This is a genomic window from Novosphingobium resinovorum, assembly GCF_036352595.1.
Classification (GTDB): domain Bacteria; phylum Pseudomonadota; class Alphaproteobacteria; order Sphingomonadales; family Sphingomonadaceae; genus Novosphingobium; species Novosphingobium resinovorum_B.
This window is the reverse complement of sequence record NZ_JAZFAX010000006.1, coordinates 35746-61761: the sequence shown is the minus strand read 5'-3', so window position 1 is coordinate 61761 and position 26016 is coordinate 35746. Positions and strand designations below refer to the sequence as shown.

Here is a 26016-nt window from a genome sequence, read left to right as displayed (position 1 = left end):
AGTCTTGGACGAATCATCGGAAAGCCTGTGATGGCAAAGTTATGATCGGTGTTCAATATAATTCTGGACGGCGATCAATTGTGCCGTCCAGAGAACATTTTCAACAGCTTGCGCGCGCGGCCAAGAGGCTTTCGCGAACGCGGGCAAGCGCCAGTGCCATCGGCTCCTTCTCCCCCATCAATGCGAAAGAGCCGTTGAGATCGAACATGCAATGGCCATGCACCGTCGCCACCAGCGAGCGCGCCAGACGCGGTGCCTCGGCCTGGCAGGCGGGCGGAAGCACGGCGCGCACTTCCTCCACCACCACGTCGGTCAACTGGCCGCGCAGCGCGTCATGCTCGGGCGGCATCGTCACGTCGGGGGGCAGGTGGTGGTCGTAGATCGCCATCCAGGCATTGCGGTTGGCACGGGCAAAGCCGAAGTACCCTTCCACCAGCGCGCGAATGCGGTCGTCCCCGCTCTTGCCCCCGCTCTTGCCCAGCGCGTCACGGATATAGTCCGTCCACAGCACGAAAGTGCGCGTGTTGATGGCGATGATAAGCTGATCGTAAGTGCCGAACACATTGTACAGCGTGCCGATCGAATACCCGATCCGCTTGGCGACTTCCCTTGCCGAAAACCGCGCGAAGCCGACGTCCGCCATGTGTTTGTGGCCCTCGATGATGAGCATGTGCTCCAGCTCTTTGCGGCTGTGATCTGATCTGCGACCCATAGGCGTTCACCATAGCAAACACGGGAAAAATGTACAGCGTTGAATATTTAATTGATCGGCGATCAATTGTCGGATAGGCCTTCGATCAGAATCAACAGCTTGGATAGGCCATGTCCGTGATTCCCGCCCTGCCTGCTCAGGTCAGCCGCATCGCGGAGACGGCGCTTGCCGCGCACACCGTCCATGCTTGGTCCGCCTCAAGGTCGGACAAGGGAGAACCCGCCGTGCGAAAGATACCCCTCTGCGCCATGCCCGTGATCGCCGCAGCCGCCTTGCTCGCAGCCGGCGGCAGCGTCTCGGCATTGACGACACCGCCGCCCGATCGGGCGGTGATGGCGCTCGGCACCCTTGCGCCGGCCGATCTCGATGTGACCAAGGGCCCCGGCAAGGCGTTCCTCGCCTCGCTGTTCCCGGGCCAGAACGATCCGTGCCCGCTGCCGGCGGCCCAGAACCCCGATTTCGACGGGGCCTGCATGTGGTCCAAGGACGACAACGAGGAGGATTTCGACTTGCTCATCGGCATCGAGGATCACGCCGTCGTCAGCGTCGTCACATCCTGGCCGCGCCAGCTCGACGCGCAGATCTGGGCCTGCGAGCCGATAGATCCGGCCACTGCGGACAATTTCCTGAACGTGTGCAGCGTCCAGTCCGCCACCCCGGCGCGCCGCGCGCACTGGGCGGCAAGCTGGCGCGCCTTCCTGAACGCCGTGAACTGAGGCACCCCGTCATGACTAGAACCGCGATCATAGGCATGCTCGCGCTTGCCGCCTCCATGCTCTCCTTCGGCATGTCTCCGGCCCTCGCGCAGGCCGCGCATGATCCGTTCCCGCCAAGCTACAACGCGGCGATGACCGCGCTGTGCCGCTCCGATGCGCAGGACCGGTCCTGCACGATCGGCGACCGGGAATGGTCCTACTGGTTCAGCTTCGACACCGAGGTGACCGGCAAGAAGACCTACACCGCGATCGCGATCGGCCGTCCGCGCGGTGGCGCAGGCGACCTGCTGGGCCCGACCGCGAAGATGCCGATCGCGCAGGTCACGTACGAACTGCGCGGCGACGCCTGGACGCTGATCGGGCGGCAGGTCGATCTCGGCGCGGTCTACGTCAACAATACCGGCAATCCCTCGATGTCCGACGACGACGGCGATGCCGCCTATCTGGAGCAGCCCCTGCCGGGCGGCGGCGTGCTGGTCGGCTATCCCACCGTGACGATGGTGGGCGGCGGCGTGAACCTGCATGGCCATGCGCTGTTCCGCTCCGACCCGGCAAAGCCCGGCATGTGGTCCTTCGGCGGCGAGATCGTCGATGCCTCCGACAACTGGAACGACTGCGACCAGGAGACCGCGCCGGAGAGGTGCTATCGCTCCTGGGGCAAGCTGGCGCTGACCGGCAAGACCGTCGCCGGCTGGCCGGAACTGCAGTCCACGCAGACGGGCACGCTGCCCGGATCTGACGGCAAGGCCCGGCGCGCCAAGCCCGCCGACGGCTCGCTCTGGCGCTTCAATGCCGCCAGCCGTGCCTATGAAACCGATTCCCCGCAGTGACGGAGCATCCCATTGGTGTCTGAAACGGCTTCCACGCAAACGTTCCGCAGCGGCGCGGCGATCGCGGATCACCGGCCAACCGGAGGCTAGGAAATGGCCATGAACATTCTCACCGCACCGGATGAAACGGACACCGAAACCGCCACCTGGCCGCTGCGCGCCTGGGGCCTTGCGCTGCTGGGCGGATTGTCCGGGCTGCTGATCTACTGGATCATGCGGCCCGACAAGTACCTGCCGAACCTCGATCACGCAGACTTGCGCGCGGCGGCGGCCAGCTTCATCGCGATGGCCGCGCTGCTGTTCGGTTTTCTGGTCGAACGCGGGCGGCTGGGCTGGAACTTCGCCTTCGCGCTCGCCGGCGGCGCGCTGGTGGGGCTGACGCTCTACTTCAACGGTCCCTTCGGCGAGGGCGAGGATGGCTGGCGGGTGGCCAGCGCCGCGCTGGCGGTGGCGATCGCGACGCCGCTGTTCCAGGCCTGGCGCGGGGCGCAGCCGGCCGAAGGTGCGCTGAACCGCGCGATCCCCTATCCCGAGGCATACCGCCACGCCTGGACCGACGTGGTGCTGTGGCTGGCGGCATGGGCCTTCGTCGGCGTGGTCTGGGCGATGGCGACGCTGCTGGGGCAGCTGTTCAAGCTGATCGGCATCGTCGTCCTCGCCGAACTGCTGGGCGAGACCTGGATGATGCTGACGCTGAGCGGTGCCGCGCTGGGCGCGGGCGTCGCCATGCTGCGCGACCGCGACCGTATCCTCGCGCTCATGCAGCGGGTGGTGACGACGATCCTCTCGGTCCTCGCGCCGCTGCTGGCGGCCGGGCTGGTGGTGTTCCTCGCGGCGATCCCGTTCACCGGCCTGGCCCCGCTTTGGGGCGCCACGCGCTCGACCAGTCCGATCCTGCTGAGCTGCATCATCGGCGCGCTGTGCCTTGCCAATGCGGTGATCGGCGAGGAGCAGCCGCACGAAGCGCGCAGCCCCCTGCTGCGCACCAGCGTCGGCGCGCTGGGCGTGTCCATGCTGCCGCTGGCGCTGATCGCGGCGCTCTCCACCGGCCTGCGCATCCATCAGTACGGCCTGACACCCGACCGGCTTTGGGCGGTGATCTTCACCGGGATCGCCTGCGCCTACGGCCTCGCCTACATCGTCACGCTTGCGCATCGGCGGCTGGAGGCGGCGGCGTACTTGCGCACCGCCAACCTGCGCCTTGCCATGGGCCTGGCGGTGCTGGCGCTGGTGCTGGCCACACCGCTGCTCAACTTCGGTGCGATGTCCGCGCGCGATCAGGTGGCGATGCTGGAAAGCGGCCGCGTTCCGCTCAAGCAGTTCGACTGGGCTGCCCTGCGTTTCGACTTCGGCCGCGCCGGAAGGGACGCCGTGGCCCGGCTGGCGAAGGAAGGCCGTACCAAGGACATCCGCAGCGCCGCCGCTCATGCGCTCAGGGAAACGAACCGCTATGCGCTCGAACCGCGCAATCTGCCCGAGCGCAAGCCGCTGCCCTACAACCGCGATCATCTCATCGTCCTGCCGCACGGCTCGCAATTGCCGGCTGCGCTTTACGAGGAATTGAGCGGCTATTCGGCCTGCTACACCGCCAAGGCCTGCGTGGTCCGGCATGAGCCGGGAAGCCGCGAGGCGGTGATCGTCACCAGCAGCGGCACGAGCCTCTATCGCCTGGACGGCGATGCCTGGAAAGCTGACGACAGAAATCCGGTGCGCAGCGAGAAGCAGGGTGATCGCATCCGCGAAGGCGTCGCCGCCGGCAAGGTGGAAGTGCGCACCGTCACTCGCCGCCAGGTCTATGTGGATGGCCTGCCGCTCGGCGAGACCTTCGAATGAGCCGCATTCCCTTCCCCCCAAGCAGCCTGAGGTAAGCCCATGCCCCCGATCCTGATGATGGCCGCCGCCCTTGCCGCCTCGCAAGCGACGACAGGTCAAAGCTTCGAGCCGCTGACGCAGGCGGGCAAGGATGCCCCGCTGTGCACCGCCGAGGGGGGCCTGTGCGTCAGCGGCACGCGCGAGGGTGCCTTCGCTGTCACTCAAGACGGCAAGCCGGTCGCGCAATGGACCGCGAAGAAGGAGCAGGACGACGACCGGTTCCTCCCCCTTCCTTCGGTGCTGCGCCTGCGCGATGGCAGCGGCGTTCTCATCGGGGTCGGTGTGCGGCGCAGCCAGATGTACTCCGGCGGCAATGCCGAAGTGATCCTCCAGCGCCTGATGCTGGTGCGCTGGGGCCAAAATCAGGAGCGCGAGCCGGTAACCGTGATGGAGGCGCCGTACAGCAGCGACATCTCGATCCGCGCCTGCTTCGACGAAAAGGACAGGAAGCAGCGGCGCGATGCCTGCGCCGATCAATATGCGCTGACGAGCACGCTGAAGCCCGCCCCCGATACGCACGCCAAGACCCACGGCGGCATGCCGGATCTGATGCTGGTGGTGAAGGCCACCAACTTTCCGCGCGGTGTCAGCCGCAATGCGGACTCGCTGGCGATGCCCGCGCTGACCAGTGCGGATCTCGTCGAGGAAACCGACACGGCCTGCACGTACAGCCGCCGCTATACCTTCGATGCCGTGGCCCGCACCTACCGGCCCGATGCGCCGCTGCCTCCTTGCGAGGATTTCACGGTTCCCTGACGCCGTCCGCCCAAGGCTGAACGGCGATCCGGAAGAACGGCTCGCCGCCCAGCGCGCAGGGACTTTCGGCAGACATGGCGCTGTCGGTGACGACCATGACGGTTCCAAGCCGGCCAAGCTCCACGCTGCGGCCGATAGCCCGAGCCGGGACAATCACACTGGCGTCAAAAGCTTCCCATTGCCGACAGATCGCGTGCACCGCGCCTCAGCGTGGGCAGGAACCGGGTCCGCAGCTCGGCAGCGGTGATACGATCCGCCTGTGTCCCGATATTGATGGAAGCGGCGACGCCTTTGCGTCCGACCACCGGAACCGCGATCGATCGAAGGCTCACTTCCAGTTCCTGGTCCACGAGTGCGAACCCCTCCTCCGCCACTTGATCGAGTATGGCCTCCAGCCGCCGGCGATCAGTGACGGTATGGGGCGTAAGCGGAACAAGCCTGGTCTTGCGAAAATAGGCATCGCGTTCCTCCGCCGACGAGCCGGCGAGCAAGACCCGGCCCATCGAGGTCGCGTAGAGCGGCAGGCGGCTTCCTGCCCGAAGAGCGATCGAGATGATCCGCGAGGACTCAGCTCTCGCGACATAATAGACTTCGTCCTCTTCGATCACACCGAGCGAGCAGGACTCGTGAAGCTCGTCGCGAAGCTGTTCCAGGATAGGCTGGGCCTTGGCGACAAGTGTGTTTGAAGAAAGATAGGCATAGCCAAGCGCAAGGGTTTTTGGCCGAAGCATGTAGTTCGGCCCTTCCTGTGCGGCATATCCCAGTTGGGTCAGGGTATGAAGGCATCGACGAACGGATGCCCTGCTCAAACCTGTCTCATGGCTCGCCTGCGCAATCGTCATGGGCTGCTGCTTCTCTCCGAAGCAGCGCAGCACGGCCAGACCGCGAGCGAGGGTTTCCATGAAGTCGGGATCGCTCACTCGTTCCGCCATCTTTCACTAATAATCGTCCGATAATCGCACAATATACCGTTTATCGGTTGACCGCAACAAGGGATGAATCAATTCAATCCGTCTGCCTCAAGAACGGGAAGGGACTTGCCATGATCGACAAGGAAGTCGCATCGGCCGCCGCGGCGGTCGCAGACATCCAGTCCGGAGCTGCGGTGATGATCGGCGGTTTCGGCACAGCGGGAATGCCAGACCAACTGATCGACGCCCTGATTGCCCGCGGGGTCGGCGATCTCACCATCATCAACAACAACGCGGGCAACGGCGAGGCCGGAGTGGCCGCGCTCATCAAGGCAGGCCGTGTCAGGAAGATCATCTGCTCTTTCCCACGCCAGTCGGACTCGCACCATTTCGACGCCGCGTATCGGGCTGGCCGGATCGAGCTGGAACTGGTTCCTCAGGGAAATCTTGCCGCGCGCATCCAGGCGGCAGGCGCTGGACTGGGAGCGATCTTCACCCCCAGCGGATACGGCACGCTCCTGGCAGAGGGCAAGGAAACGCGCGAGATCGACGGCAGGCACTATGTCCTGGAATATCCGATCAAGGCCGATTTCGCGCTCATAAAGGCCCACAAGGGCGATCGATGGGGCAATCTGATCTATCGCGAGACGGCGCGCAACTTCGGCCCGATCATGGCGATGGCCGCGACTACCACCATCGCACAGGTCAGCGAGATCGTCGAACTCGGCGCGATCGACCCCGAGATCGTGGTGAGCCCGGGGATCTTCGTCCAGCGCGTCGTCCAGATCGCATCCACCACCAGCCACGCACTTGCGGCCTGAGAGGGAGACGCACCATGATCCGACTGACCCGTGACCAGATGGCGGCCCGTGTCGCCCGCGACATCCCCGAAGGCGCCTATGTCAACCTGGGCATCGGCCTGCCGACCAAAGTGGCGAATTACCTGCCCCAGGAACGCGACATCTTTCTTCAGAGTGAGAACGGCCTGCTCGGAATGGGCCCCGCGCCAGCTCCGGGCGAAGAGGACTGGGAGTTGATCAACGCCGGCAAGCAGCCGGTGACCCTGCTCGCTGGCGGCTGTTTCTTCCACCATGCGGACAGTTTCGCGATGATGCGCGGCGGCCATCTGGACATCTGCGTGCTGGGCGCATTCCAGGTGTCGGTCCGGGGCGACCTCGCCAACTGGCATACGGGAGAGCCTGATGCGATCCCGGCAGTGGGGGGAGCAATGGACCTCGCGATTGGCGCCAAGCAGACCTTGGTGATGATGGAACTGCTGACCAGGCAAGGCGAGAGCAAGCTCGTCGAGGCCTGCACCTACCCCCTGACCGGCCTGGGCTGCGTGTCACGCATCTATACCGACCTTGCCGTGTTCGATGTCGGCCCCGATGGCGCGCGCGTTGTCGAGATCGTCGATGGCCTTTCGATCGAGGCCCTGCGCGAGCTGACCGGCGTGAAGCTGGCCGCCTGACGAAGAACGAAGAGGATGAAATCATGACCGACGCCTTCATCTGCGACGCGGTTCGTACGCCGATCGGCCGTTATGGCGGAATACTGGCCAATGTCCGCGCGGACGATCTGGGCGCATTGCCGATGAAGGCTCTGCTCGCCCGTAATCCGGGACTCGATCCTGCCGCTGTCGAGGAGGTCTTCTATGGTTGCGCCAACCAGTCGGGCGAGGACAATCGTAACGTCGCGCGCATGAGCCTGCTGCTCGCCGGCCTGCCCCCCACAGTCCCGGGGGTGACGCTCAATCGCCTGTGCGCATCGGGCCTTGAAGCGGTCGGCACAGCGGCTCGGGCGATCCGATCGGGGGAAATGGCACTGGCGATCGCCGGCGGGGTCGAGAGTATGACACGCGCGCCTTTCGTCATGGGCAAGGCGCAAAGCGCTTTCGGCCGCAACCAGAAGATCGAGGACACCACGATGGGATGGCGCTTCGTCAACCCCGCCCTCCAGGCGCTCTATGGCACGGAAACCATGCCGCGCACCGGCGAGAATGTGGCGCAGGATTACGGCATCAGTCGTGCCGACCAGGATGCCTTCGCCCTGCGCAGTCAGCAGCGAGCGGCGGCGGCCCGAGCCAGCGGTTTCCTTGCCGATGAAATTATCCCGGTCTCCGTGCCTGGCAAGAAGCGCGGTGAAACATTGGACGTCAGCATCGACGAGCATCCACGCTCGGACAGCTCGATCGAGGCACTGGCGAAGCTGCAGCCCCTGTTCGGGCCGGACGGCACCGTGACCGCGGGCAATGCATCGGGCATCAATGACGGCGCGGCGGCCATGATTATTGCCAGCGAGGCAGCGGCCAAGGCGAACGGACTGACCCCGCGCGCCCGCATCCTGGGGATGGCTTCGGTTGGCGTCGAACCACGGGTGATGGGCATCGGCCCGCTGCCCGCGACGCAGAAGCTGCTGGCGCACCTGGGCCTGGGCTTCGGCGACTTCGATGCGATCGAACTCAACGAGGCCTTTGCCAGTCAGAGCATTGCCGTGCTGCGCGGTCTCGGCCTGCCTGATGATGCGGCACATGTGAACCCGAATGGCGGCGCAATCGCGCTCGGCCATCCGCTGGGCATGTCCGGCGCCCGGCTCGCAATGACGCTGGTGCATCAGTTGGAAAGGACCGGCGGCAAGCGTGGCCTTGCGACCCTTTGCATCGGTGTCGGAATGGGTCTTGCCCTCGCGGTGGAACGGGCCTGACGGCCGGGGCCACGGCGGCAGCTGGATTCCTCGCCGACGTGGTCTGGCTTCTGGTCGATCGCGAAGCCGATAACCGCCCTATCCGGATTATCGATCAAAGGCGTTACCATTATGGGCGCCGGCTGAAGACCTTCAAATGCCGGGGCCAAGCCCCTGGAGTTTCGCCGGCAGCGTCTCGCGCTGGGCCAGCCAGAGAGCGGCAGCGAGGGTGAAGGCCACGCTGGCCGAGCCCATCGCGGCGGCCATGCCGAAGCTTCCGGCGATCTGCGCGGTTATCAGTGGGGCGAAGAAGCTGATGATCCGGCCCCAGTTGAAGATCGAGGCCGCCGTCGATTGCAGGTGCGGCGGGTACAGCTCGGCCAGCCACGGGCCCCAGGTCACGCTCGAACACAGCGCCGCGCCGTAGACGAGGCCGACCAGCTGCAACACCAGCACGTTCGAGGGAACCGAGAGGTAGACGAGGATCGCGGCGGCGGCGATCAGGAAGCCGATCGCGTTGAACCGGCGGCCGAAGCGGTCGGCGGTCCAGCCCCAGAAGAATCCGCCGGCGATGTTGCCCGCGAACTGCCAGGCCACCAGCTGGCCCGCCGTCGCCGCATCGAAGCCGCGTTCGCCCGACAGGTACGTGGTCAGCCACCCGCTGTAGGCGGCGTAGCCGAAGAAGTTGAGGCCGGTCATCGCCGCCAGCATCAGCGTCTGGCGCCGCACATCGGGCGCGAAGAGTTCGCCGATCGGCAGCTTCGCGACCTTTTCTCCGGCCAGATCGATCGCGCAGCCCCTCGGGATCAGCCACAGCATCCCGAAGGCCAGCGCGAACGTCGGCAGGCCGCCGATCCACAACAGCAGCTTCCAGTCACCCGGCGCCACCGCCCCCATCGCCAGCCCCAGCGCCACGATCGAGAAGCTGAAGAACGCGTTCATCGTCCCCGCCAGTCGCCCGCGCAGCGCCGGGTGGAACAAGTTGACGTAGATGCCGACGCCGACCGGAAAGCTCGCCCCCGCGAAGGCGCCGAGCAGGAAGCGCTGGGCCAGCAGCATCGGGTAGCTGCCGACGGCGACCCCCGCGATCAGCATCGTGCCATAGCCCAGCACCACCAGGGCGAAAGTCCGCCGCCGTCCGAAGCGATCGGCGAGCTGCCCGGCGATGATCGCGCCCACCAGCGCGCCCGCCCCTTGCGCCGAATAGGCCGATCCCGCCTCGATCAGCGAGAGGTTCAGCGAGGCGCGGATGAACGGGCGCAGCACGTCCACCGTGTTCCATGCCCAGCCGTAGAGGAACTCGCAGGCGAGCAGCAGCGCGAAGATCGCCGCCTGCCGCCCCATGCCGGGCATGGGGGGATGCGCGATCCGATCGACCGGCTCGACTGTGATGACGCCTTCAGGCGCGAGAGGGGCGGCGATGGGCATGCACGGCTCCGGTCATGGATGGAGTGTGGCGGAAAGGCAGGAGGGCCGCGCCTTGCACGCGGCCCTGTTGAACTCAGGCCGCCGCCTGGATCGCCGCCAGCTTGAGCTGCACCAGCATCGACAGCTCGTCGTAGACCACCCATTCGTCGACGATCTTGCCGTCCTTCACGTGGAAGTGCGTCACGCCCATCACGAACAAGTGATGCCCGGTCGGCGCGCCCAGCGAGCCGTAGCCGAGGTGGTGGCCGTCCATCACCCAGCGCACCGCGTACTTGGTGCCGCCTTCCTCGCTGTCGACCGAGGCGATGTGCTGCGGCACGAACGAGCAGTCGGGCAGCAGCGCGACGAGGCGCATGGTCTGGTGCAGCACCGATGCGACGCCGTACAGCTCGCGCATCAGCGGCCCGTGCCACTGGCAGTTGGGCGCGTAGATCTCGTGGATCTTGCCGAACATGCGCTTGTTGTAGATGTGGTGCAGCCATTCGAGCAGCTGCTCCTCGCCCGCATTGTGCGCGATCGACAGGTCGGCCTCGCTCTCGGGCGGGTACTGGCCGAGCAGGCGGCGGTTCTCGGTGAGGTCGAGCACGGTTTCGCCGAGATCGAACTTCTTCCGCGCGATCCCTTGCGCGAAGACGTGCGGATCGAGGCCGACCTGGATCAGCGGGCCCATGTTGTCGCGCACGATCCACTCCTTGTAGATCTTGTTCTCCAGGATCATGCAGTCGGCGACGGTGCGGGTGCAGTAGGTGCGGCCGGTCGGCTTGCCCCAGGAACCCGGCTCGGTGTGGCGACCCAGGCCGTGCGTCATGTGGCTGGTGTAGAAGCCGTTCACATCGTCCCCGTTCCAGATCACCTGCTGCGCCATGCCGCGCCGGTCGGGGAACTCGACGAGGCGCTGGATGGTGTCGCGGATGTGCGTCTCGCGGTCGTACATCGTGCCCATCGTGGTGTAGGCGACGCAGTTATGCGTGTAGTGCGTGTAGATCAGGCCGACGTCGCGCTCGTCCCAGATGCGGTGGGTGCAGCGGATGATGTAGTCGACGATGTCGGTATAGCATTCGTCGAAGCCGCGCATCGACTGCACACGCTTGCGCCCTTCGGGCACCAGCTGGGTGAAGTCGCGCCGCTCGACCTGCAGGACGCGGCCCGTTTCGCCGTCGCTGGGAGCAAGCTCCGTACGCGGTGCCGCGGGCTTCTTGGGGGCTTGGGTATCAGTCACGTGACCTCCGTGGGATGATCTTGATGATGCTATGCGAGCGTCCGCACGTGTGCCAGCCAGTCGGCCAGCGTGCGGGCGCACAAATCGGGACATTCGAGCGGCAGGAAATGCCCTGCATCCGGCGCGATCACGAGTTCGGCATCGGGCAGGCCCTCGGCCAGTTCGCGCTGCAGTTCGGGCGGGGCGATGCGGTCCTCGGCCCCGCCCAGCACCAGTGCGGGCATGCGCATGGCGGGCAGCAGCGGCCGCCTGTCGGATCGGGTGAGGGCAACTTCGGTCTGCAGCGCCAGCGTGCAGGGCGGCTGGCTTTGCGCCATCGCCACGATCGTCGCCTTCAGCGCGCTGTCATGGCGCGCCCCGGCCGCGACCGAGCGCTCCCACAGCACTTCGCCGACCAGCACTCCCGGATCGGTGGCTGCGGCGGCGCGGCGGGCGGCGTGATCTGCCTCAGGCACGTCGCGCCCGTTGGCGGCGATCAATGCCATGGCGGCGATCCGCTCGGGCGCGAGGACCGCCATCTCCAGCGCGACGATCGCGCCCAGCGAGAAGCCGACCGGAATGAAGCGCCCGGAAACCTGCGAAAGCGCCCGTTCGGCAAGCCCCCGCGCCGATGCCACGCCGGTCATGTCACAATGGACCACCGGCCGCCCGGCCAGCGCCGCATGCCGCAGCATCGGCGCAAACACCCGCGCGTCGCACAGCGTCCCGGCAAGCAGCACCAGCGGCAGGCAGTTCGACTCTGTTCGTCCAGTGGCGGACATGGTCAAGTGCAGCTCCCCGTGGGGCCGTATTGCTGGCCCTCTCGATCAATTTTCGTGCCGCAGGCGCGTCATGGCTTGCGCTGGCGGTGCCCATGACGTACCACGATTGAATTCGAATGCAAGCGTGATTCATCGGGAGAGGAAAGCGCTCCGCATCGAAGACCCTATTGAGGAGTATGACGTGACCGAGTGGACTCGCGAAGCGATGGCCCAGCGCCTCGTGCGCTACGCAGACCTCGTGCCTTGCCGCACCGCCTTCATCGACACCCGCACGCCGGGCTCGACCGAGAAGGAGAACTTCACGATCATCGGCGCGGGCGTGTCCGAAAGCGCCGACCAGTTCGTTCACATCACCGAGCCGCACGGCTTCAACGTCGGCGCCGCGCGCCAGCCCGAAGGCTGCGTCAACTCGCAGCACAGCCACGAGACGGCGGAAGTCTTCGTCGTCCACTCGGGCCACTGGCGCCTGATCTTCGGCCCCAACCGCGAGGACGGCACGCTCGACATCGCGCCGGGCGACGTTTGCTCGGTCCCCACCCGCATGTTCCGCGGCTTCGAAAAGCTGGACGAGGGCGTCGGCTTCCTCTGGGTGGTGCTTGGTCAGGACGATCCCGGCAAAGTCACCTGGGCGCCCGCCGTATTCGAATCCGCCGCCGACTTCGGCCTCAAGCTGACCAAGGGTGGCACCCTGATCGACACCAGCGACGGCGACTACACCTTGCGTGAAGCCGAACTGGAAGCCCCGCTGAGCGAGGACGACCTTGCACAGCTGCGCACCCCGCCACTCGAAAAGCTGGCCGAATGCGTGGTGCGCTTCGCCGACGTCGCCGCCAACCCGGCCTCGCCGCTGGCCGCGCCCGGCGTCGAGGAAGCGGGGCTGATCGTCCCGCAGCCGACCGCCGACGGCTTCGCCCCCGGCCCGATCAGCGGCTGGTGGCCGCACGGCTTCAACTTGCGCCTGCTGACGCTCCAGACCGGCGCCTACGTGCCGCGCCACAGCCGCCGCGAGGTGGAAGTGATCTTCGTCCACTCCGGCACGCTGGAAGTGAGTTGGGACCACGGCGAGATCCTGATGGGCGCGGGCGACACCCTGACCGTACCGGTAGGCCTGCCCCACGCCCTGCGCAACACCGCCTCGGTCCCTTGCGTGGCCTACGTGGTACGCGGCGGCGAGGACGTGGCGCGGCCGCTGTTCGACGCGGGGTAAGAGGGAAGGGAAAGGCAGGGGTTTACCACCCCTGCACCCCGTATTGCGTCGAGGCTGCGCGCCTGGTGAGGTCGGATTTGGGTGGGTGGAACAGCTTTGGGCTGGAAGAGGTCATCTACCGCCCATCCACCAAATTCGTCATTGCGAGCGCAGCGAAGCAATCCAGAGCGGTTCAAGACTGCCCTGGATTGCTTCGCTGCGCTCGCAATGACGAACCGGGGGGATAGCCGCAAAGGGTGGATAGCGGCCGTCAGTTCCTCCCCGGAACGGGGAGGGGGACCACCCGCAGGGTGGTGGGGGGGCACCCTCGGTTTGCATGCCATCGCGTTGATACGCTTCCCAATGCCCGCCGATCGAGGTCTGGCGATCTACCGCGTGCCCCTCCCCCATGCTTCGCATGGTCCCCCTCCCCCAAGGGGGAGGAATGGGGCGTAAGCCGCCAACCACTAAATTCGGTTCTGTGTTTGCATGCCACCGTATGGCGCGCCCGTGTTGTCTCGCGCGCAGGATCGGCTATGGCGGCCTCGATAAACCAGCAGGCGGATACAATGGCAGCACCTTCGATCGACGAGCAGCGCGAACACTTCGCCTACTGCGTCCAGCTTTTCGGCGGCACCACGGCGTTCTCTCGCCGGATGGGCATCGACGAGCGGGCGATCCGCCGGTTCATCAATGGCGAGCGCCCCCTTGGCGCCGGTCTTCTGGCCGACACCGCGCAGGCCTTGCGCAAACTTGCGGGCGAAGCGACCGCCGCCGCAGAGGAAATCGAGGCGGCACTGGGCGCGGGGCCGGACGCCGGGTAACCGGAGCGTAGGCGCGGCATTTTCCTACAGCGGCGTGAGTAAGGTATTCGTCATGAATGCCGTTCCCCATCCCGCCCGATCGAAGATGCCGCCGCCCGGCCAAGCCTTGCAAGGTGACACCTTCGAGGCCGCAAGGTGACACTTTTTGCGTCCAAGGTGACACATTCGGTGCGCAAGGTGACAGTTTTCGCCACAAGGTGACACCTTTTCCCTCTGGACCGTGTAAACCGTGTAAACCTGTCACCTTGCGCTGGCGGACGCATAAAAGGCGGCCCCGGTCTCCCGGAGCCGCCCTCTTGCATCGAACGGGAGTGTCAGGCGGGCTGCTTCAGCCGGTCGAAGCGGATCGCGGCGGCCTTCTGGTGCCCTTCGAGGCCCTCGCTGCCGCTCTGGCGGATCGCCGGGGGGGCGACGGCGCTGACGGCCTTGTCCTCCAGCCACTGGTGCGTGGCGATCTTGACGTAGGAGCCCACCCATAGCCCGCCGGTGTAGCGCCCCGCGCCCATCGTCGGCAGCGTGTGGTTGGTGCCCACGTTCTTGTCCGAATAGACGACGCTGGCGTTCTCGCCGATGAACAGCGAGCCGTAGTTGCGCAGCTTCTTCGCGAAGCCGTGCGGGTCGGCGGTATGGACCTGAAGGTGCTCGGCCGCGACGTAGTCGGAATAGGCGATCATCGCCGCCTCGTCGGCGCAGAGCACGACTTCGCCGTAGTTCTCCCAGGATTCCGCCGCGACCTTGGCGGTGGCGAGGGTCTGGAGCTGGCGCTCGACTTCGCGCACGGTCGCCTCGGCCAGCGCGCGGTCGGTGGTGATGAGGCCGACGCGGGTGCGCACGTCGTGCTCGGCCTGGCCCAGCAGGTCGCAGGCGATCAGTTCGGGATCGCCGGAGGCGTCGGCGACGACGAAGATCTCGGAAGGCCCTGCCAACTGGTCGATGCCGACGGGGCCGAAGACCTGCCGCTTGGCCTCGTTCACGAAGGCGTTGCCGGGGCCCATGATCTTGTTGACCTGCGGCACGCTCTCGGTGCCGTAGGCCATCGCCGCGATCGCCTGCGCGCCGCCGATGCGGAAGATGCGATCGGCGCCCGAAAGATGGCAGCCCGCGATCATCGCGCGGTGGGCGTTGGGCGGCAGGCAGGCGACGACTTCGGCGCAGCCCGCGACCTTGCCGGGCACGATCGTCATGATCGGCGCGGAGAGCAGCGGGAAGCGGCCGCCGGGCACATAGGCGCCGACGCGGTCGATTGGGATCACCCGGTGGCCGAGGTGCAGGCCGGGTATCGGCTCGATCTCCAGCGGCAGGATCGTGCCCAGTTGCGCTTCGGCGAAGCGGCGCACGTTGTCGATCGCGAATTCGGTGTCGGCGCGGGTCTGCGGATCGAGTTCGTCGAGCGCGGCCTGACGCTCGGCCGGGCTGACCTCGAAGCGGTCGAGTTCGGCCTTGTCGAATTCGGCGCTGTAGCGGCGCACGGCGGCATCGCCCTCGGCGCGCACGTCGGCCAGCACGCGGGCGACGAGCCCGGCGACATCGCCGCTGTCGGTGATCTGGTCGCGCGCGGGCGCCTTGATGTACGTTGTGGTCTCGGAAAATCCGTGCGGCGCATCGGTCATGGATAGGGCTCCCCGTGGGCGTGTCTTTGATACGACGGGAGTGACATTTATTGCATTCGAATTCAAATGTCACGCTGCAAAACGCCGGATGCCTGCTGCGTTGCATTTGCAGTAGCGCGCGCAGGCCGCTAGACCTCGGTTTTCCGCGCAGTTACGGACGTTTCATGCCCAAGCCCCGATCGACCAAGAAGCTCAAGTCCGCCGGCATGGAAGACGGCCGCCGCCCGACCTCCTACGACGTGGCGCGCATCGCCGGGGTTTCGCAGTCAGCGGTGTCGCGCTGCTTCGCGCCCAATGCCTCGATCGCCCCGGCCAAGCGCGAACTGATCCTCAAGGTGGCGGCGGAAATCGGCTACAAGCCCAATGCGCTGGCGCAGGCGCTGATTTCCCGGCGCACCAACATCGTTGCGGTCATCATCTCGGCGCGGACGAACTTCTATTACCCGGAAGTGCTGGCCGAACTGGGCGCGCGGCTGAGCGACAAGGATTTCCGCGTGCTGCTGTTCGCGCTGTCGCAGGAGAGTGAGGTCGACGGCGTGCTCGACCAGATCTGGCGGCATTCGGTGGACGGGGTGATCTCGGCCGCGCGGCTTTCGCCCGCGCAAGTGGCGCAGTTCACCGAGCACCGGGTGCCGGTGGTGCTCTACAACCGCGTCGCCAGCGGCGCCGCCTCCGTGCGCTGCGACTCGGTGGAGGGTGAGCGCGACCTTGTCGGACGGCTGCTGGCGGCGGGGCACCGGCGCTTCGGGCTGATTTCCGGCCCCCAGGACAACTACGTCGCCGAGGAACGGCGCGGGGCCGCGCTGATGGCGCTGATGCAGGGCGGAGTGACGCAAGTGCCCGAAGTCCGCGGGGATTTCACATACGAAAGCGGGCGCGCCGCCATGCGCGAACTGCACGCCAGCGGGTGCGAGGCGGTGGTCTCGGTCAACGACATGATGGCGATCGGGGCGATGGATGCGGCGCGAATCGACCTCGGGCTGTCGGTGCCGCAGGATCTCTCGATCGTCGGCTTCGACGGATCGGGCGCATCGCGGCTCGGTGCATACGACCTCACTACCGTGCGCCAGCCGGTGCGGCGGATGACCGATGCGGCAATCGAGCTGCTGGTAAAACGCATCGAGGATGCCTCCGCGCCGCCCGAACAGCGCCTGTTCAGCGGCAGTCTGGAGCGGGGAAGCAGCGCGCGGATTGCAGAACAGAGCGATTGAATTCGATACCAATTAATCTGCGATATATTGAGGCTGGATTTGTCATGCCTCGCCTTTATCTGCAGGCATTGGCAACATCGCTGGCCCCTTATCTGCCGTTTATATGAAAATGTCTGGGAGGATACAGGGCGCGCATCGCTTGAACGAAATATGACTTCGAATGCAAAAATTCATGGACAGGGTGCGAAACCACCGATACCTTCCAATGCAGTTCGAGGGCATATGAGGGATAAACATGCACACTCGTTTTATCAGGGGAGTTTCGTTCATGGCCCTGGCTTTCGCGGCGATGCCCGCGGCGGCCCAGGACGCCGGCACCGCCCCGCAGGCGGCTGAACCCGTCAATACCAGCGGGGACATCGTCGTCACCGCGCAGCGCCGCAGCGAGCGTCTGCTCGACGTTCCGGTCGCCGTCACCGCGCTTTCGGGCGATGCGCTCCAGCGGCTCGGCGCGCAGAACGTGTCCAAGGTGGAACTGGCGACGCCGGGCTTCACCTGGGGTTCTCAGGGCTCTGACTCGTTCCCGGCGATCCGCGGCGTGCGCACCAGCCTGGTCAGCGCGCAGACCGACCCGGTCATCGGCTTCTACCTCGACGGCGTCTACCAGAGCCGCACCCAGCAGCAGAGCATTCCGTTGTTCGACATCGCGCGGGTCGAAGTGCTGCGCGGTCCGCAGGGTACGCTCTACGGGCGCAACACCTTCGGCGGCAACATCAGCGTCGTCACGTCCGAGCCGACCGACGTATTCGCCGCCGGGGTCAACCTCGACAAGGGCAACTTCGATTCCGCCCGCATCGACGGCTTCGTCAACATCCCGGTCAGCGACACCCTGCAGGTCCGCATCGCCGGCGTGTTCCAGCGCCATGACGGCTATGTGAAGTCGACCACGCCGGGCATCGTCCTCAACGACCTGAACGAGAACGCCCAGCGCCTCTCACTCAAGTGGAAGCCGGACGACCGCCTCGAGGTCACCATCCACGCCGGAACGTGGCGCCGCGACGATGCGGGTGCGGGCTCCTACGGCTACAAGACCGCCGGCACGCTCATCAACACCGCCACCGGCTACCAGTCGATCAACGGATCGGGCGTGGCGGTGAACCCCTCGGTGCCCAACGGCAGCCCCAACCTTGCCGGCCGCGACGTGGGCGTTCCCGTCACCGGCGGCGCCTGGACCAACGACTGGGACTACCAGCCCTTCGAACATGTCGCCGAGGACTATATCTCGGGCAAGGTCGCCTACGACCTCGGCTTCGCGACGGTCAGCTCGATCACCGGCTACACCCACTTCACCGCGCACCGCAGCGCCGACAACGACCAGTCGAGCGAAGTGTTCGAGGCTTACGGCTACGGTTCGGGCATCCAGGAGCCGAACACCAAGTCCAAGGCGTTCTCGCAGGAAGTGCAGCTGGCATCGAACAGCCGCAGCCCGCTGGAATGGATCGTCGGCGCCTACTACCTCAAGGACGACATCTTCGAGACCTACCAGCAGAAGGTGACCGCCCCGAACGCCACCACCAACGGCTTCAAGGCGGACTCGGACATCGGGGTCGAGGCGCTCGCGTTCTACGGGCAGGCCAGCTATGCGATCGTGCCGGACAAGCTCAAGCTGATCGGCGGCATCCGCTATTCGCACGAGAAGAAGAGCTTCGTCTTCTCCGACTATGCCGATGCGCCTCCGGGGACGTACGACTTCACCACGCCCTACGTCGTCACCAGCGGCTCGCCCAGCTTCGACAGCTGGACCTGGCGCGCGGGTCTGCAGTACACCGTCGATCGCAACACGATGATCTACGCCACCGCATCGACCGGCTTCGCCTCGGGCGGCGTCAACGACAGCGGCGGCAATCCGCTTATCCCGCAGTCCTACGCGCCGCAGAAGGTCGATGCCTACGAAGCGGGCTTCAAGAGCCGCATCCTGGGCGGGCTGGGCCAGGTCGAGGCCTCGTTCTTCTACAACAAGTTCAGCAACCTGCAGATCAACATCTACACGCCGCTGGTCTCGTACTTCGGCTCGGCGGGCAAGGCGCGCAGCTACGGCGGCGAACTGGCGGTCCGGCTGAACCCGGTGCAGCCGCTGCACATCGATGCGACCGTGGCGCTGATGAACGCCGAGTACACCAGCTACGTCAGCGGCAACAACTTCTACGGGCTGTCCGACGGCACCGACCCGGTGTCGCTGAACCTGAAGGGCAACCGCATCCCGCAGTCGCCCAAGCTGAAGACGACGCTGGCGGTGTCCTACGACATCGACCTGGGCACGGCGGGCATGCTGTCGCCGATGGGATCGTGGCTGCATTCGAGCAGCTACTACACCACCGACCGCAACACCGTGCTCGACCGGCAGGGCGCCTACGACAAGTTCGACGCCTCGCTGCGCTGGAGCAGTTCGGACGATCGCACGTATGTCGAGGCCTACGGCGACAACCTGACCAACAAGGCGGTGCTGCTGAGCGGCGTGATCGGTCGCCGCCAGCGCATCCAGGTGTCCTACGCGGCGCCGCGTACTTACGGCATCCGCGTGGGTACGAAGTTCTGATGACAGCCCCCTCCCCACGGGGAGGGGGCGCATCATTGGGGCAACCCACCCTTCGTCATTGCGAGCGAAGCGAAGCAACCCGGGGCAGTGTTAAACTGCCCTGGGTTGCTTCGCTTCGCTCGCAATGACGTTTCACTTCCAAAGACAGCCCGCGGTCCCGGCCTGCGCCGGGATGACGGTTTCCTATTCTGCTGCCACCGCCGTCGCCGTCGCGGCGGTGCGCTCGCCGGGCTTGCGCAGGACCGCGACCGCGCAGAGCAGCACGGCGCTCAAGGCCGCGAGGGCATAGAAGATGCCCGCGAAGCTGCCGGTCTGATCCCTGATCGCGCCGCCCAGCGCCGGGCCGATCGCGGCGGACGTCGATACCGCCATCATGATCGAGTAGAGTTCGAGCGCCGCGCGCTGGCCGAAGTAGGATTGCAGCAGCATCGCCGTGCCGACGTAGCTGAAGCCGAGGCCGCCGCCGAAGGCGACCATCCAGAGGATGAGCGAAAGCGGGCCGTCGGCCAGCGCCAGCGTGGCGGCGGAGACGCCCAGGCAGCCCAGCGACACCATCGTCAGCACCCGCGCCGGGGTCTTCTCGCCCGCCACGCCCGCCAGTGCCGAGCCGATCGCGCAGACCAGCGCCGAGAGGCTGATGAGCTGCGAGGCGCGGTCGGCGCCGATGCCGTGCTCCATCAGGTGCTGGTAGGCGAAGCTGTGCGTCGTCGTGTTGATCGCGAGGCAGGCGGTATAGGCGAAGACGACGACCCAGAACTGCACGGTGCCCAGCGCGCTGCGGACCGTCCATTGCACCGGACCGCCCGGCGTCGGGGCCTGTTCCTGCGGCGCGTGAAGACGCAGCCGCCCGGCGGTCAGCGTGCAGAAGCCGCCCACGAACACCGAGGCGACGGCGAACAGCAGCCAGTAGAACCGCCAGTCGAACCCGGCCGACTGGGTGCCGTACCACAGCAGCGGACCCGCCACGGCGCCGAGGTTGCCGATGGTGAAGTACAGCCCCAGCACCGTCGAGCGGCGGCGGAAGGTGCTCGACAGGACGTGGACGGCGGGCACGGTGCCGCAGAAGCAGTAGCCGATGCCCAGCAGCGTGGTGGCGAGGTAGTAGCTCCATACCCCTTGCGCGGTGTAGAGCAGCGCGAAGGCCAGGAACAGCAGCACCGTCCCGAGGGCGAGCGTGCGGCCGACCCCCAGCTTGCGGATGGTCAGCGCCGGGGCGAGGCTGACGATGCCGCAGGCGGTACCCAGCAGGGTGAAGCCGAAGCCCGCCTGCGCCCAGCTCATCCCGAACGCCTCGACCATCGAGGGCAGGACCATGCCCAGCGAGTTGAACGTTCCCGCCGAAAGCAGGAAGTACATGAGGCACAGCGCCTGGAGCACGATGTAGACGAGCAGACGGGTGTTCATCGGGCGATCCCTTTCGGGCGGAAAGATAGGGTGGCGGATGAGGCGGTGCCAGCGGGCATATTCACGCGCTCCACGCAGCGATCACCGCCTCGCTCGTCACCAGCAGCGAGGTGTTGGCGGCGAGCGCCTTGAGCGCGTGGGCGTGGAGGTCGGGTTCGTAGGCGGCGCAGGCGTCGGACACCACGAATGTATGGAAATCGCGGTGGAAGGCGTCGCGCGTGGTGGAATCGACGCAGCATTCGGTGGTGAGGCCGGTCATCACCAGCGTGTCGATCCCGCGCGCGCGCAGCTGCTGCTCGAAATCGGTGCCGTGGAAGCTGGAATAGGCGAGCTTGGAGACCTCGATGTCACCCGGCTGGGGGGCGACGCGGTAGTAGTCCTCGCCGCCGCTGCCGATGCGGCAGATGCCCTCGGCGCCCGGAGTGCCGCGCCGGGCCATCAGCGTCCTGAGGGTGTTCGAGTCGGTTTCGGGCCGGGTCATCACGCGCATGAAGCCCACCGTCGCCCCGGCCCGCCGCGCGGCGGCGATGAGCGGCTCGATGCGATCGATCGCGGCTTCGGCGGGGGCGAGATCGACGCCGAAACGGCCGATCAGGCCTTCGGGCGCGGCGAAATCCACCTGCACGTCCACCACGATCAGCGCGGTGCGTTCGGGCGCGATCATGTCGTCCGGTTCGACGTGCGGCAGCTCAGCCATGCGCCGTCTCCATCTGAGCGGGGAACCGTTCGCGCAGCACCGGCAGCACTTTCTCGCCGAACACCGGCAGCGCGGCGTGGTAATCGGGGAAGATCAGCATCAGCCCGTCGAGCGAGGTCTTCTCGAAGATCTCGGACAGGCGGGCGATCACGGTTTCCGGCGTGCCCAGCACATGCGGGGTCATGAAGGTGGAGCGGGCCTTCTGGGTAAAGGCGTTCTCCTTGCCGATCTCCGCATCGAGGAAGCCGTAGGCGCGCATCATGCCGTGGAGCGCCCCTTCGTCGAACCCGGCGCGGAAATGGGCGGCGGTTTCCTCGGCGGCCTCGTCGGTTTCGCCGAACACCACGGTCATCATCGAATAGGTGCGGATCTTCGCGCCATGCTCGGCCGCGCCCGCCTTGGCGTCGGCGCTGGCTTTCGCGAGTTCGTCCACGTTGCCGCCCGAGAGGAACAGTGCGTCCATCTCGTCGGCGGTGAACTTGATGCCGACTTTCGAGGTGCCCGCGCAGACCAGGAACGGTGGCGTGCTCGGCTTGGGGTTCGACATGCAGTCGTCGAGGGTGAAGTACTTGCCCGCCATCGACACCGAGTCCTGCGTCCACAGCGCCTTGATGCCCCGGATCCACTCGGTCGCCAGCACGTAGCGCTCGTCGTGGTCGACGCCTTCGGGCCAGGCGCCCATCTGCGAGAACTCGCCCTTGTAGGAACCGGTGACCACGTTCAGCCCGGCGCGGCCGTGGCTGATCTGGTCGAGCGTGGCGATCATCTTGGCGGTGACGGCGGGGTTCTGCAGGATGGTGTGGACGGTCGCCCAGACTTTCACCTTCCGCGTCGCCTGCGCCAGACCCGCCATCATCATCGGCGAGTCGAGCGACGAGTTCCAGTGCTTCGTCTCGCCGCCGTAGCCGCGGTACTTGGCCATCGCCATGATGAAGTCGAGGCCGATTGCGTCGGCCAGCTGCGCGGCCTTGAGGTTGTAGTCGTACGACCCGTCGAGCGCGGGCGCGTTCTTCGACAGGATCCAGCCGCCGTTCGCCATCGGCATGAAGATGCCGAGGTCGCGCCCTCCGGTGTCGGAGGGGAGGCCGAAGGTGGCCGGTCGCGGTTGGCTCTGGATCATGGGGCTCCCCTGTTCGCAAGTCTTGCCGAAAGCTAGGATGGGGCGCGTTGCGGTTCTTGTCACCCTGCGCCCATGCTGTTGTCGCCGATCAAGGCATCGGGCGCGCGAGGCATAGATGGGCGGGGGGCAAACGGTAAAGTTGCGCAATACCGCTTTTTCGTCATTGCGAGCGTAACGAAGCAATCCAGGGCGGTTTGCTCTGCCCTGGATTGCTTCGTTACGCTCGCAATGACGATCGGGACGTTTCTTGAGGGAGTTCGACATGAGCAACTGGTTCATCACCGGCGTCAGTACCGGGCTCGGCCGCGCGATTGCGCAAGTCGCGCTGGCAGCGGGGCATACCGTCGTCGGCACGGTGCGCAATCCCGATGCCGCCGCCGCCTTCGAGGCGCTGGGCGACGGAGCCATCGGCGTGGTGCTCGACGTGACCGATACCGATGCGGTCAAGGCCGTGGTGGACGCCGCCGAGGCGCGGACCGGCGGGCTCGACGTGATCGTGAACAATGCCGGGCTCGGCTATACCGGCGCGGTCGAGGAGACCCCGATCGCCGACGCCAAGGCGCTGTTCGACGTCAATGTCTGGGGCGCGCTGGCGGTGATCCAGGCGGCGCTGCCGCATCTGCGCGCGCGCGGGACGGGGCATATCGTCAATGTCGGCTCGATCAGCGGCATGGCCTGCTGGAACGGCACCGCGATCTACGGCGCCACCAAGTTCGCGCTCGACTGCATTGGGCGCACCTTGGCGCAGGAGGTGAATCCGCTCGGCATCAAGGTGACCAACGTGGCGCCCGGCGGCATGCGCACGCAGTTCGCCGCCTCGCGCCTGCTGGGGGCGGAGCCGGCGATCGCCGACTACGCGGAGACGGCGCATGTCGCGCGCGGGGTGCTGATGGGCCACCACGGCGAGGAGCCGAGCGATCCGGTGAAGATCGCGCAGGCTATCCTTACGGCGGTCGCGTCGGAGGAGCCGCCGCTGGTGCTGCTGCTCGGCACCGACGCGCTGGGTTATGCTCGCCAAGAATTCGCGATGCTGCAGGACCAGTTCGACGGGTGGAAGCACCTGACGACAGGCGTGGGCGCGGATTGACACGTTCCTTCCCGAGCTTGTCTCGGGGAGGGGGACCGCCGCCGCAGGCGGTGGTGGAGGGGGGAGAGTTCCGGAAATTCCCCCTCCGTCAGCCCTGCGGGCTGCCACCTCCCCGAGACAAGCTCGGGGAGGAACTTACGCCGCGAACAGGCTCTTGCGGATCACCGCGTGGACGCCCCAGTTGCCGTTCGCCACCTGGCTGATCCCGAAATCCACCCCCACCGAGAGCAGCGAGATCGCCTCGTCCTCGGTCAGGTCGCGCAGGGTCATCAGGAACCGCCGCGCCTTGCGGAAGGCGTCGCGCATCGCGGCATCGATCGACGATTGCTTGTAGACCTCGCTTTGCGCGTTGGCGCCCAGTTCCTTGAGGTATTCCGGGTGCGAGAAGCCCAGGATCACCCATTCGTCCTTGGTTTCGATCAGCGGATAATCGATGTCGCGGATGTACTTGCGGCTGGTCTTGGCGGGGTGGAGGATGACCTGGATCACCGCCGTCATCGAACATTCGATGGCGGTGCCGCACAGTTCCGAATCGCCCTGGCTGGCATGGGGATCGCCCATCGACAGCAGCCCGCCGGGCACCCCCACCGGCAGGAAGCAGCTCGATCCCGCCCCCAGCCGCCAGTTGTCGATATTGCCGCCGAAGTTGGCGGGCGGCACCGAATCGATCAGTTCCGAATGCGCGGGCGCCAGCGCGATCACGCCGAAGTGCGGGCGCACCGGGATCGTCACGTCGCGCAGCACGTCGAAGTTGCGGGTGATGGTCTCGGGATCGACCGGCACGCCGGGATAGTCGTACCGCTCGTGGACCACGCCCGAGGGGTCGGTCTGCGGGGTCCAGCGATAGGAGTAGACCGCCTGCGCGGTGGCGCGGCCGGGTTCGTTGTCGATCTCGTAGATCGTCACGACCTCGCGCTGCTTGGGCTCGGTCAGCAGGTCGTTGTAGTGGTAGCCCCAATAGGCCGCGACGTTGGAGCCGAAGGCGCGCCCCGCGAACAGCGGGTTCTGGCTGGGGCGGTTCTCCATGTCGAGGATGCGCACCTCGATCACGTCGCCGGGGCGCGCGCCCTCGACCGCGATCGGCCCGGTGCAGATGTGGACGCCGAAGCCCTCGCCGGGGCCGCGACCCAGCGCCGAGGCGTCGAACGGACCGGCGCCGCGCCGTTCCACCGCCTTGCCGTCGGCGGTCCAGTGGAACACCGCCTCGGCGCCCGCGTCGCCCTCGATCATGCGCTCGGCATCGTCGTTGGCGTGGTGGGTGAGCGTCTCGATCGTCACGTAGTCGCCCGAGCGGACTTCGAGCGCGGGTTGCAGCGAACGGCTGAAATAGCCCCAGTGGATGGTGTCGGGCCGTGCGGGCAGGAAGTGGTGGCGGCGCGATCTTGCGGCGTCGTCGAGGCTGGGCAGTCCGCTGAGGACGCTGGGCGGCTCGCGGTTGTCCATGCGCACGTCGCGCGCCTTTTCGGGCCGTCCGCGGCGCGGGGTTTCGGCCGCGCTCGTCGCGATCTCGGGGGACTTGCGGTATTCGCGCGGGCTCATCCCATACTGTTCGCGGAAGGCGCGGGAGAACGAGGCGCTGTCGTTGAAACCCCACTGGAACAGGATTTCCGAGATCGAGCGCTGCGCATGGAGCGGGCTGCCGAGATCGAGGCGGCATCGCTCCAGCCTGCGCAGCTTCACGTAGTGGCCGAAGCTCTCGCCGTGGCTCTCGAACAGCTTCTGCAGATAGCGCGGCGAGATGTTGTGCTCGGCGGCGATCTGGTGGGTGTTGAGGTTGGGGTCGGACAGCCGCATCTCGATCGACTGGAACACCCGCTCCAGGATCGCCGCGCGCCCGCCCGCCGCGCCGCCCAGCTGCTTGGCGGGCGCGCGGTCGAGCAGGGTGGCGGCGATCATCTCGGGCAGGGCCAGTTCGACCGGGCGGATCTGGTCGTCCGAGATGTCGAGGATGGTGTCGGCCACGGTGCGCAGCAAGCTCGACATCATGCGGCCCACGGCGGTGTCGGCGATGAGGTCGCTGATCTCGGTGGGCAGCTGCGAGCGGGATTTGAGCGCGGGCAGGCTGTGCGGAACCTTGACGATGAGCAGGCGGAAATCGCCTTCCATGGCGATGCGGCAGCGGGTGTCGCCGCCGCCGTAGACCATGTCGCCCTCGCCAATTTCCACTTCCCGGTCTCCGCTCGACGCGGCGATGCGGCCTTCGAGCAGGAGGACGAGCCAGAAACAGCGCGCCTCCTGCCGGAAGTCGAGGGTCATCGCCTGCGCGGTGCCGGTGCAGCGGACGAACTGGATCTTCTGCCCGCTGGTGAAGCTGACGAGGTCTCCGTAGATGTCCTCGTTCTCGGATTCGAGTTCCAGCGACACGCGCTGCAATGCGAAACGCCACGCCTGCAATCGCTGGTCGTGCGGGTAGGCATTGGTGGTCAAGCGCACGCCGGTCATGCCGGAATTATC

General features: G+C 66.5%; 22 protein-coding genes. 12 read left to right on the top strand and 10 right to left on the bottom strand.

Translation table 11 applies throughout. The annotated features are described in order from the left end of the window. Positions 1 to 100 precede the first annotated feature (100 nt). Positions 101 to 670: a TetR/AcrR family transcriptional regulator gene (locus V2S85_RS07905; RefSeq protein ID WP_330702317.1), complete on the bottom strand. Its 570-nt coding sequence runs from the start codon at positions 668 to 670 to the stop codon at positions 101 to 103. A gap of 152 nt (positions 671 to 822) precedes the next feature. Between V2S85_RS07905 and V2S85_RS07900 the strand changes: the two genes are divergently transcribed. The 4 genes from V2S85_RS07900 to V2S85_RS07885 all read left to right on the top strand — a co-directional run bounded on the left by V2S85_RS07900 (position 823) and on the right by V2S85_RS07885 (position 4886). Beyond that, a complete protein-coding gene (locus tag V2S85_RS07900; RefSeq protein WP_330702316.1) occupies positions 823 to 1428 on the top strand; it encodes a hypothetical protein in 606 nt (201 codons plus the stop codon). A gap of 11 nt (positions 1429 to 1439) precedes the next feature. After that, complete coding sequence (locus V2S85_RS07895; protein WP_330702315.1) at positions 1440 to 2258, top strand: hypothetical protein; 819 nt, start codon at positions 1440 to 1442, stop codon at positions 2256 to 2258. Positions 2259 to 2357: 99 nt separating this feature from the next. Continuing rightward, on the top strand, positions 2358 to 4091 hold the full coding sequence (locus V2S85_RS07890; RefSeq protein ID WP_330702314.1) for a DUF4153 domain-containing protein: 1734 nt from the start codon (positions 2358 to 2360) through the stop codon (positions 4089 to 4091). Between the two features lie 39 nt (positions 4092 to 4130). Then, a complete protein-coding gene (locus V2S85_RS07885; RefSeq protein WP_330702313.1) occupies positions 4131 to 4886 on the top strand; it encodes a hypothetical protein in 756 nt (251 codons plus the stop codon). Positions 4887 to 5050: 164 nt separating this feature from the next. Here the strand turns inward: V2S85_RS07885 and V2S85_RS07880 are convergent, their stop codons facing one another. Next, on the bottom strand, positions 5051 to 5806 hold the full coding sequence (locus tag V2S85_RS07880; RefSeq protein WP_330702312.1) for an IclR family transcriptional regulator domain-containing protein: 756 nt from the start codon (positions 5804 to 5806) through the stop codon (positions 5051 to 5053). A gap of 122 nt (positions 5807 to 5928) precedes the next feature. Here V2S85_RS07880 and V2S85_RS07875 point away from each other — a divergent pair, with 122 nt between their 5' ends. Genes V2S85_RS07875 through pcaF form a run of 3 tightly spaced genes read left to right on the top strand, consistent with a single transcriptional unit; the run spans position 5929 to position 8500 of the window. Further along, positions 5929 to 6618, top strand: coding sequence for a 3-oxoacid CoA-transferase subunit A (locus V2S85_RS07875; RefSeq protein ID WP_330702311.1), 690 nt, complete (start codon positions 5929 to 5931; stop codon positions 6616 to 6618). A 14-nt stretch (positions 6619 to 6632) separates the two neighbouring features. Continuing rightward, positions 6633 to 7268, top strand: a complete 636-nt coding sequence (locus V2S85_RS07870; protein ID WP_330702310.1) for a 3-oxoacid CoA-transferase subunit B — start codon at positions 6633 to 6635, stop codon at positions 7266 to 7268. Between the two features lie 23 nt (positions 7269 to 7291). Then, positions 7292 to 8500: a 3-oxoadipyl-CoA thiolase gene (gene pcaF, locus V2S85_RS07865; protein ID WP_330702309.1), complete on the top strand. Its 1209-nt coding sequence runs from the start codon at positions 7292 to 7294 to the stop codon at positions 8498 to 8500. A 132-nt stretch (positions 8501 to 8632) separates the two neighbouring features. Here pcaF and V2S85_RS07860 read toward each other — a convergent pair whose 3' ends face one another. The 3 genes from V2S85_RS07860 to V2S85_RS07850 form a co-directional block, all read right to left on the bottom strand. Further along, positions 8633 to 9907 carry an MFS transporter gene (locus V2S85_RS07860; RefSeq protein ID WP_330702308.1) on the bottom strand — a complete coding sequence of 425 codons (1275 nt, stop codon included), beginning with the start codon at positions 9905 to 9907 and terminating at the stop codon, positions 8633 to 8635. A 73-nt stretch (positions 9908 to 9980) separates the two neighbouring features. Beyond that, a complete protein-coding gene (locus V2S85_RS07855; protein ID WP_330702307.1) occupies positions 9981 to 11126 on the bottom strand; it encodes an ester cyclase in 1146 nt (381 codons plus the stop codon). Positions 11127 to 11155: 29 nt separating this feature from the next. Further along, positions 11156 to 11887: an alpha/beta hydrolase gene (locus V2S85_RS07850; protein WP_330702448.1), complete on the bottom strand. Its 732-nt coding sequence runs from the start codon at positions 11885 to 11887 to the stop codon at positions 11156 to 11158. Positions 11888 to 12068: 181 nt separating this feature from the next. On the opposite strand from V2S85_RS07850, the gene V2S85_RS07845 reads away from it, so the two are divergent. Together V2S85_RS07845 and V2S85_RS07840 are read left to right on the top strand one after the other, a co-directional pair. After that, complete coding sequence (locus tag V2S85_RS07845; protein ID WP_330702306.1) at positions 12069 to 13094, top strand: cupin domain-containing protein; 1026 nt, start codon at positions 12069 to 12071, stop codon at positions 13092 to 13094. A 548-nt stretch (positions 13095 to 13642) separates the two neighbouring features. Next, positions 13643 to 13897, top strand: coding sequence for a hypothetical protein (locus V2S85_RS07840; protein WP_330702305.1), 255 nt, complete (start codon positions 13643 to 13645; stop codon positions 13895 to 13897). Between the two features lie 314 nt (positions 13898 to 14211). Here V2S85_RS07840 and hisD read toward each other — a convergent pair whose 3' ends face one another. Continuing rightward, positions 14212 to 15507, bottom strand: a complete 1296-nt coding sequence (gene hisD, locus V2S85_RS07835) for a histidinol dehydrogenase (protein WP_330702304.1) — start codon at positions 15505 to 15507, stop codon at positions 14212 to 14214. A gap of 164 nt (positions 15508 to 15671) precedes the next feature. Here hisD and V2S85_RS07830 point away from each other — a divergent pair, with 164 nt between their 5' ends. Next, positions 15672 to 16718, top strand: coding sequence for a LacI family DNA-binding transcriptional regulator (locus V2S85_RS07830; protein ID WP_330702303.1), 1047 nt, complete (start codon positions 15672 to 15674; stop codon positions 16716 to 16718). A 268-nt stretch (positions 16719 to 16986) separates the two neighbouring features. Beyond that, positions 16987 to 19254, top strand: coding sequence for a TonB-dependent receptor (locus tag V2S85_RS07825; protein WP_330702302.1), 2268 nt, complete (start codon positions 16987 to 16989; stop codon positions 19252 to 19254). Between the two features lie 183 nt (positions 19255 to 19437). Here the strand turns inward: V2S85_RS07825 and V2S85_RS07820 are convergent, their stop codons facing one another. The 3 genes from V2S85_RS07820 to V2S85_RS07810 form a co-directional block, all read right to left on the bottom strand. Beyond that, positions 19438 to 20658, bottom strand: coding sequence for a CynX/NimT family MFS transporter (locus V2S85_RS07820; protein ID WP_330702301.1), 1221 nt, complete (start codon positions 20656 to 20658; stop codon positions 19438 to 19440). Between the two features lie 61 nt (positions 20659 to 20719). Then, entirely contained in the window at positions 20720 to 21355 is a 636-nt protein-coding gene (locus V2S85_RS07815; RefSeq protein WP_330702300.1) for an isochorismatase family cysteine hydrolase, read from the bottom strand. After that, positions 21348 to 22475 carry an LLM class flavin-dependent oxidoreductase gene (locus tag V2S85_RS07810; RefSeq protein ID WP_330702299.1) on the bottom strand — a complete coding sequence of 376 codons (1128 nt, stop codon included), beginning with the start codon at positions 22473 to 22475 and terminating at the stop codon, positions 21348 to 21350. The genes V2S85_RS07815 and V2S85_RS07810 overlap by 8 nt, the downstream gene beginning before the upstream one ends. A gap of 262 nt (positions 22476 to 22737) precedes the next feature. Between V2S85_RS07810 and V2S85_RS07805 the strand changes: the two genes are divergently transcribed. Further along, on the top strand, positions 22738 to 23562 hold the full coding sequence (locus tag V2S85_RS07805) for an oxidoreductase (RefSeq protein WP_330702298.1): 825 nt from the start codon (positions 22738 to 22740) through the stop codon (positions 23560 to 23562). 135 nt (positions 23563 to 23697) lie between these two features. On the opposite strand, the gene V2S85_RS07800 is transcribed toward V2S85_RS07805, so the two are convergent. Next, positions 23698 to 26004 (bottom strand): acetamidase/formamidase family protein, encoded by a 2307-nt coding sequence (locus V2S85_RS07800; RefSeq protein ID WP_330702297.1) that lies wholly within the window; start codon positions 26002 to 26004, stop codon positions 23698 to 23700. Positions 26005 to 26016 lie beyond the last annotated feature (12 nt).

What these genes read in the sequence shown, in the direction of transcription:
- V2S85_RS07820 (WP_330702301.1), bottom strand. Translation starts at nt 20,658, where the DNA reads ATGAACACCCGTCTGCTCGTCTACATCGTGCTCCAGGCGCTGTGCCTC.
- V2S85_RS07890 (WP_330702314.1), top strand. Translation starts at nt 2,358, where the DNA reads ATGAACATTCTCACCGCACCGGATGAAACGGACACCGAAACCGCCACC.
- V2S85_RS07900 (WP_330702316.1), top strand. Translation starts at nt 823, where the DNA reads ATGTCCGTGATTCCCGCCCTGCCTGCTCAGGTCAGCCGCATCGCGGAG.
- V2S85_RS07815 (WP_330702300.1), bottom strand. Translation starts at nt 21,355, where the DNA reads ATGGCTGAGCTGCCGCACGTCGAACCGGACGACATGATCGCGCCCGAA.
- V2S85_RS07800 (WP_330702297.1), bottom strand. Translation starts at nt 26,004, where the DNA reads ATGACCGGCGTGCGCTTGACCACCAATGCCTACCCGCACGACCAGCGA.
- V2S85_RS07895 (WP_330702315.1), top strand. Translation starts at nt 1,440, where the DNA reads ATGACTAGAACCGCGATCATAGGCATGCTCGCGCTTGCCGCCTCCATG.
- V2S85_RS07860 (WP_330702308.1), bottom strand. Translation starts at nt 9,907, where the DNA reads ATGCCCATCGCCGCCCCTCTCGCGCCTGAAGGCGTCATCACAGTCGAG.
- V2S85_RS07830 (WP_330702303.1), top strand. Translation starts at nt 15,672, where the DNA reads ATGCCCAAGCCCCGATCGACCAAGAAGCTCAAGTCCGCCGGCATGGAA.
- V2S85_RS07840 (WP_330702305.1), top strand. Translation starts at nt 13,643, where the DNA reads ATGGCAGCACCTTCGATCGACGAGCAGCGCGAACACTTCGCCTACTGC.
- V2S85_RS07905 (WP_330702317.1), bottom strand. Translation starts at nt 670, where the DNA reads ATGCTCATCATCGAGGGCCACAAACACATGGCGGACGTCGGCTTCGCG.
- V2S85_RS07810 (WP_330702299.1), bottom strand. Translation starts at nt 22,475, where the DNA reads ATGATCCAGAGCCAACCGCGACCGGCCACCTTCGGCCTCCCCTCCGAC.
- V2S85_RS07870 (WP_330702310.1), top strand. Translation starts at nt 6,633, where the DNA reads ATGATCCGACTGACCCGTGACCAGATGGCGGCCCGTGTCGCCCGCGAC.
- hisD (WP_330702304.1), bottom strand. Translation starts at nt 15,507, where the DNA reads ATGACCGATGCGCCGCACGGATTTTCCGAGACCACAACGTACATCAAG.
- V2S85_RS07850 (WP_330702448.1), bottom strand. Translation starts at nt 11,887, where the DNA reads ATGTCCGCCACTGGACGAACAGAGTCGAACTGCCTGCCGCTGGTGCTG.
- V2S85_RS07875 (WP_330702311.1), top strand. Translation starts at nt 5,929, where the DNA reads ATGATCGACAAGGAAGTCGCATCGGCCGCCGCGGCGGTCGCAGACATC.
- V2S85_RS07805 (WP_330702298.1), top strand. Translation starts at nt 22,738, where the DNA reads ATGAGCAACTGGTTCATCACCGGCGTCAGTACCGGGCTCGGCCGCGCG.
- pcaF (WP_330702309.1), top strand. Translation starts at nt 7,292, where the DNA reads ATGACCGACGCCTTCATCTGCGACGCGGTTCGTACGCCGATCGGCCGT.
- V2S85_RS07825 (WP_330702302.1), top strand. Translation starts at nt 16,987, where the DNA reads ATGGCCCTGGCTTTCGCGGCGATGCCCGCGGCGGCCCAGGACGCCGGC.
- V2S85_RS07885 (WP_330702313.1), top strand. Translation starts at nt 4,131, where the DNA reads ATGCCCCCGATCCTGATGATGGCCGCCGCCCTTGCCGCCTCGCAAGCG.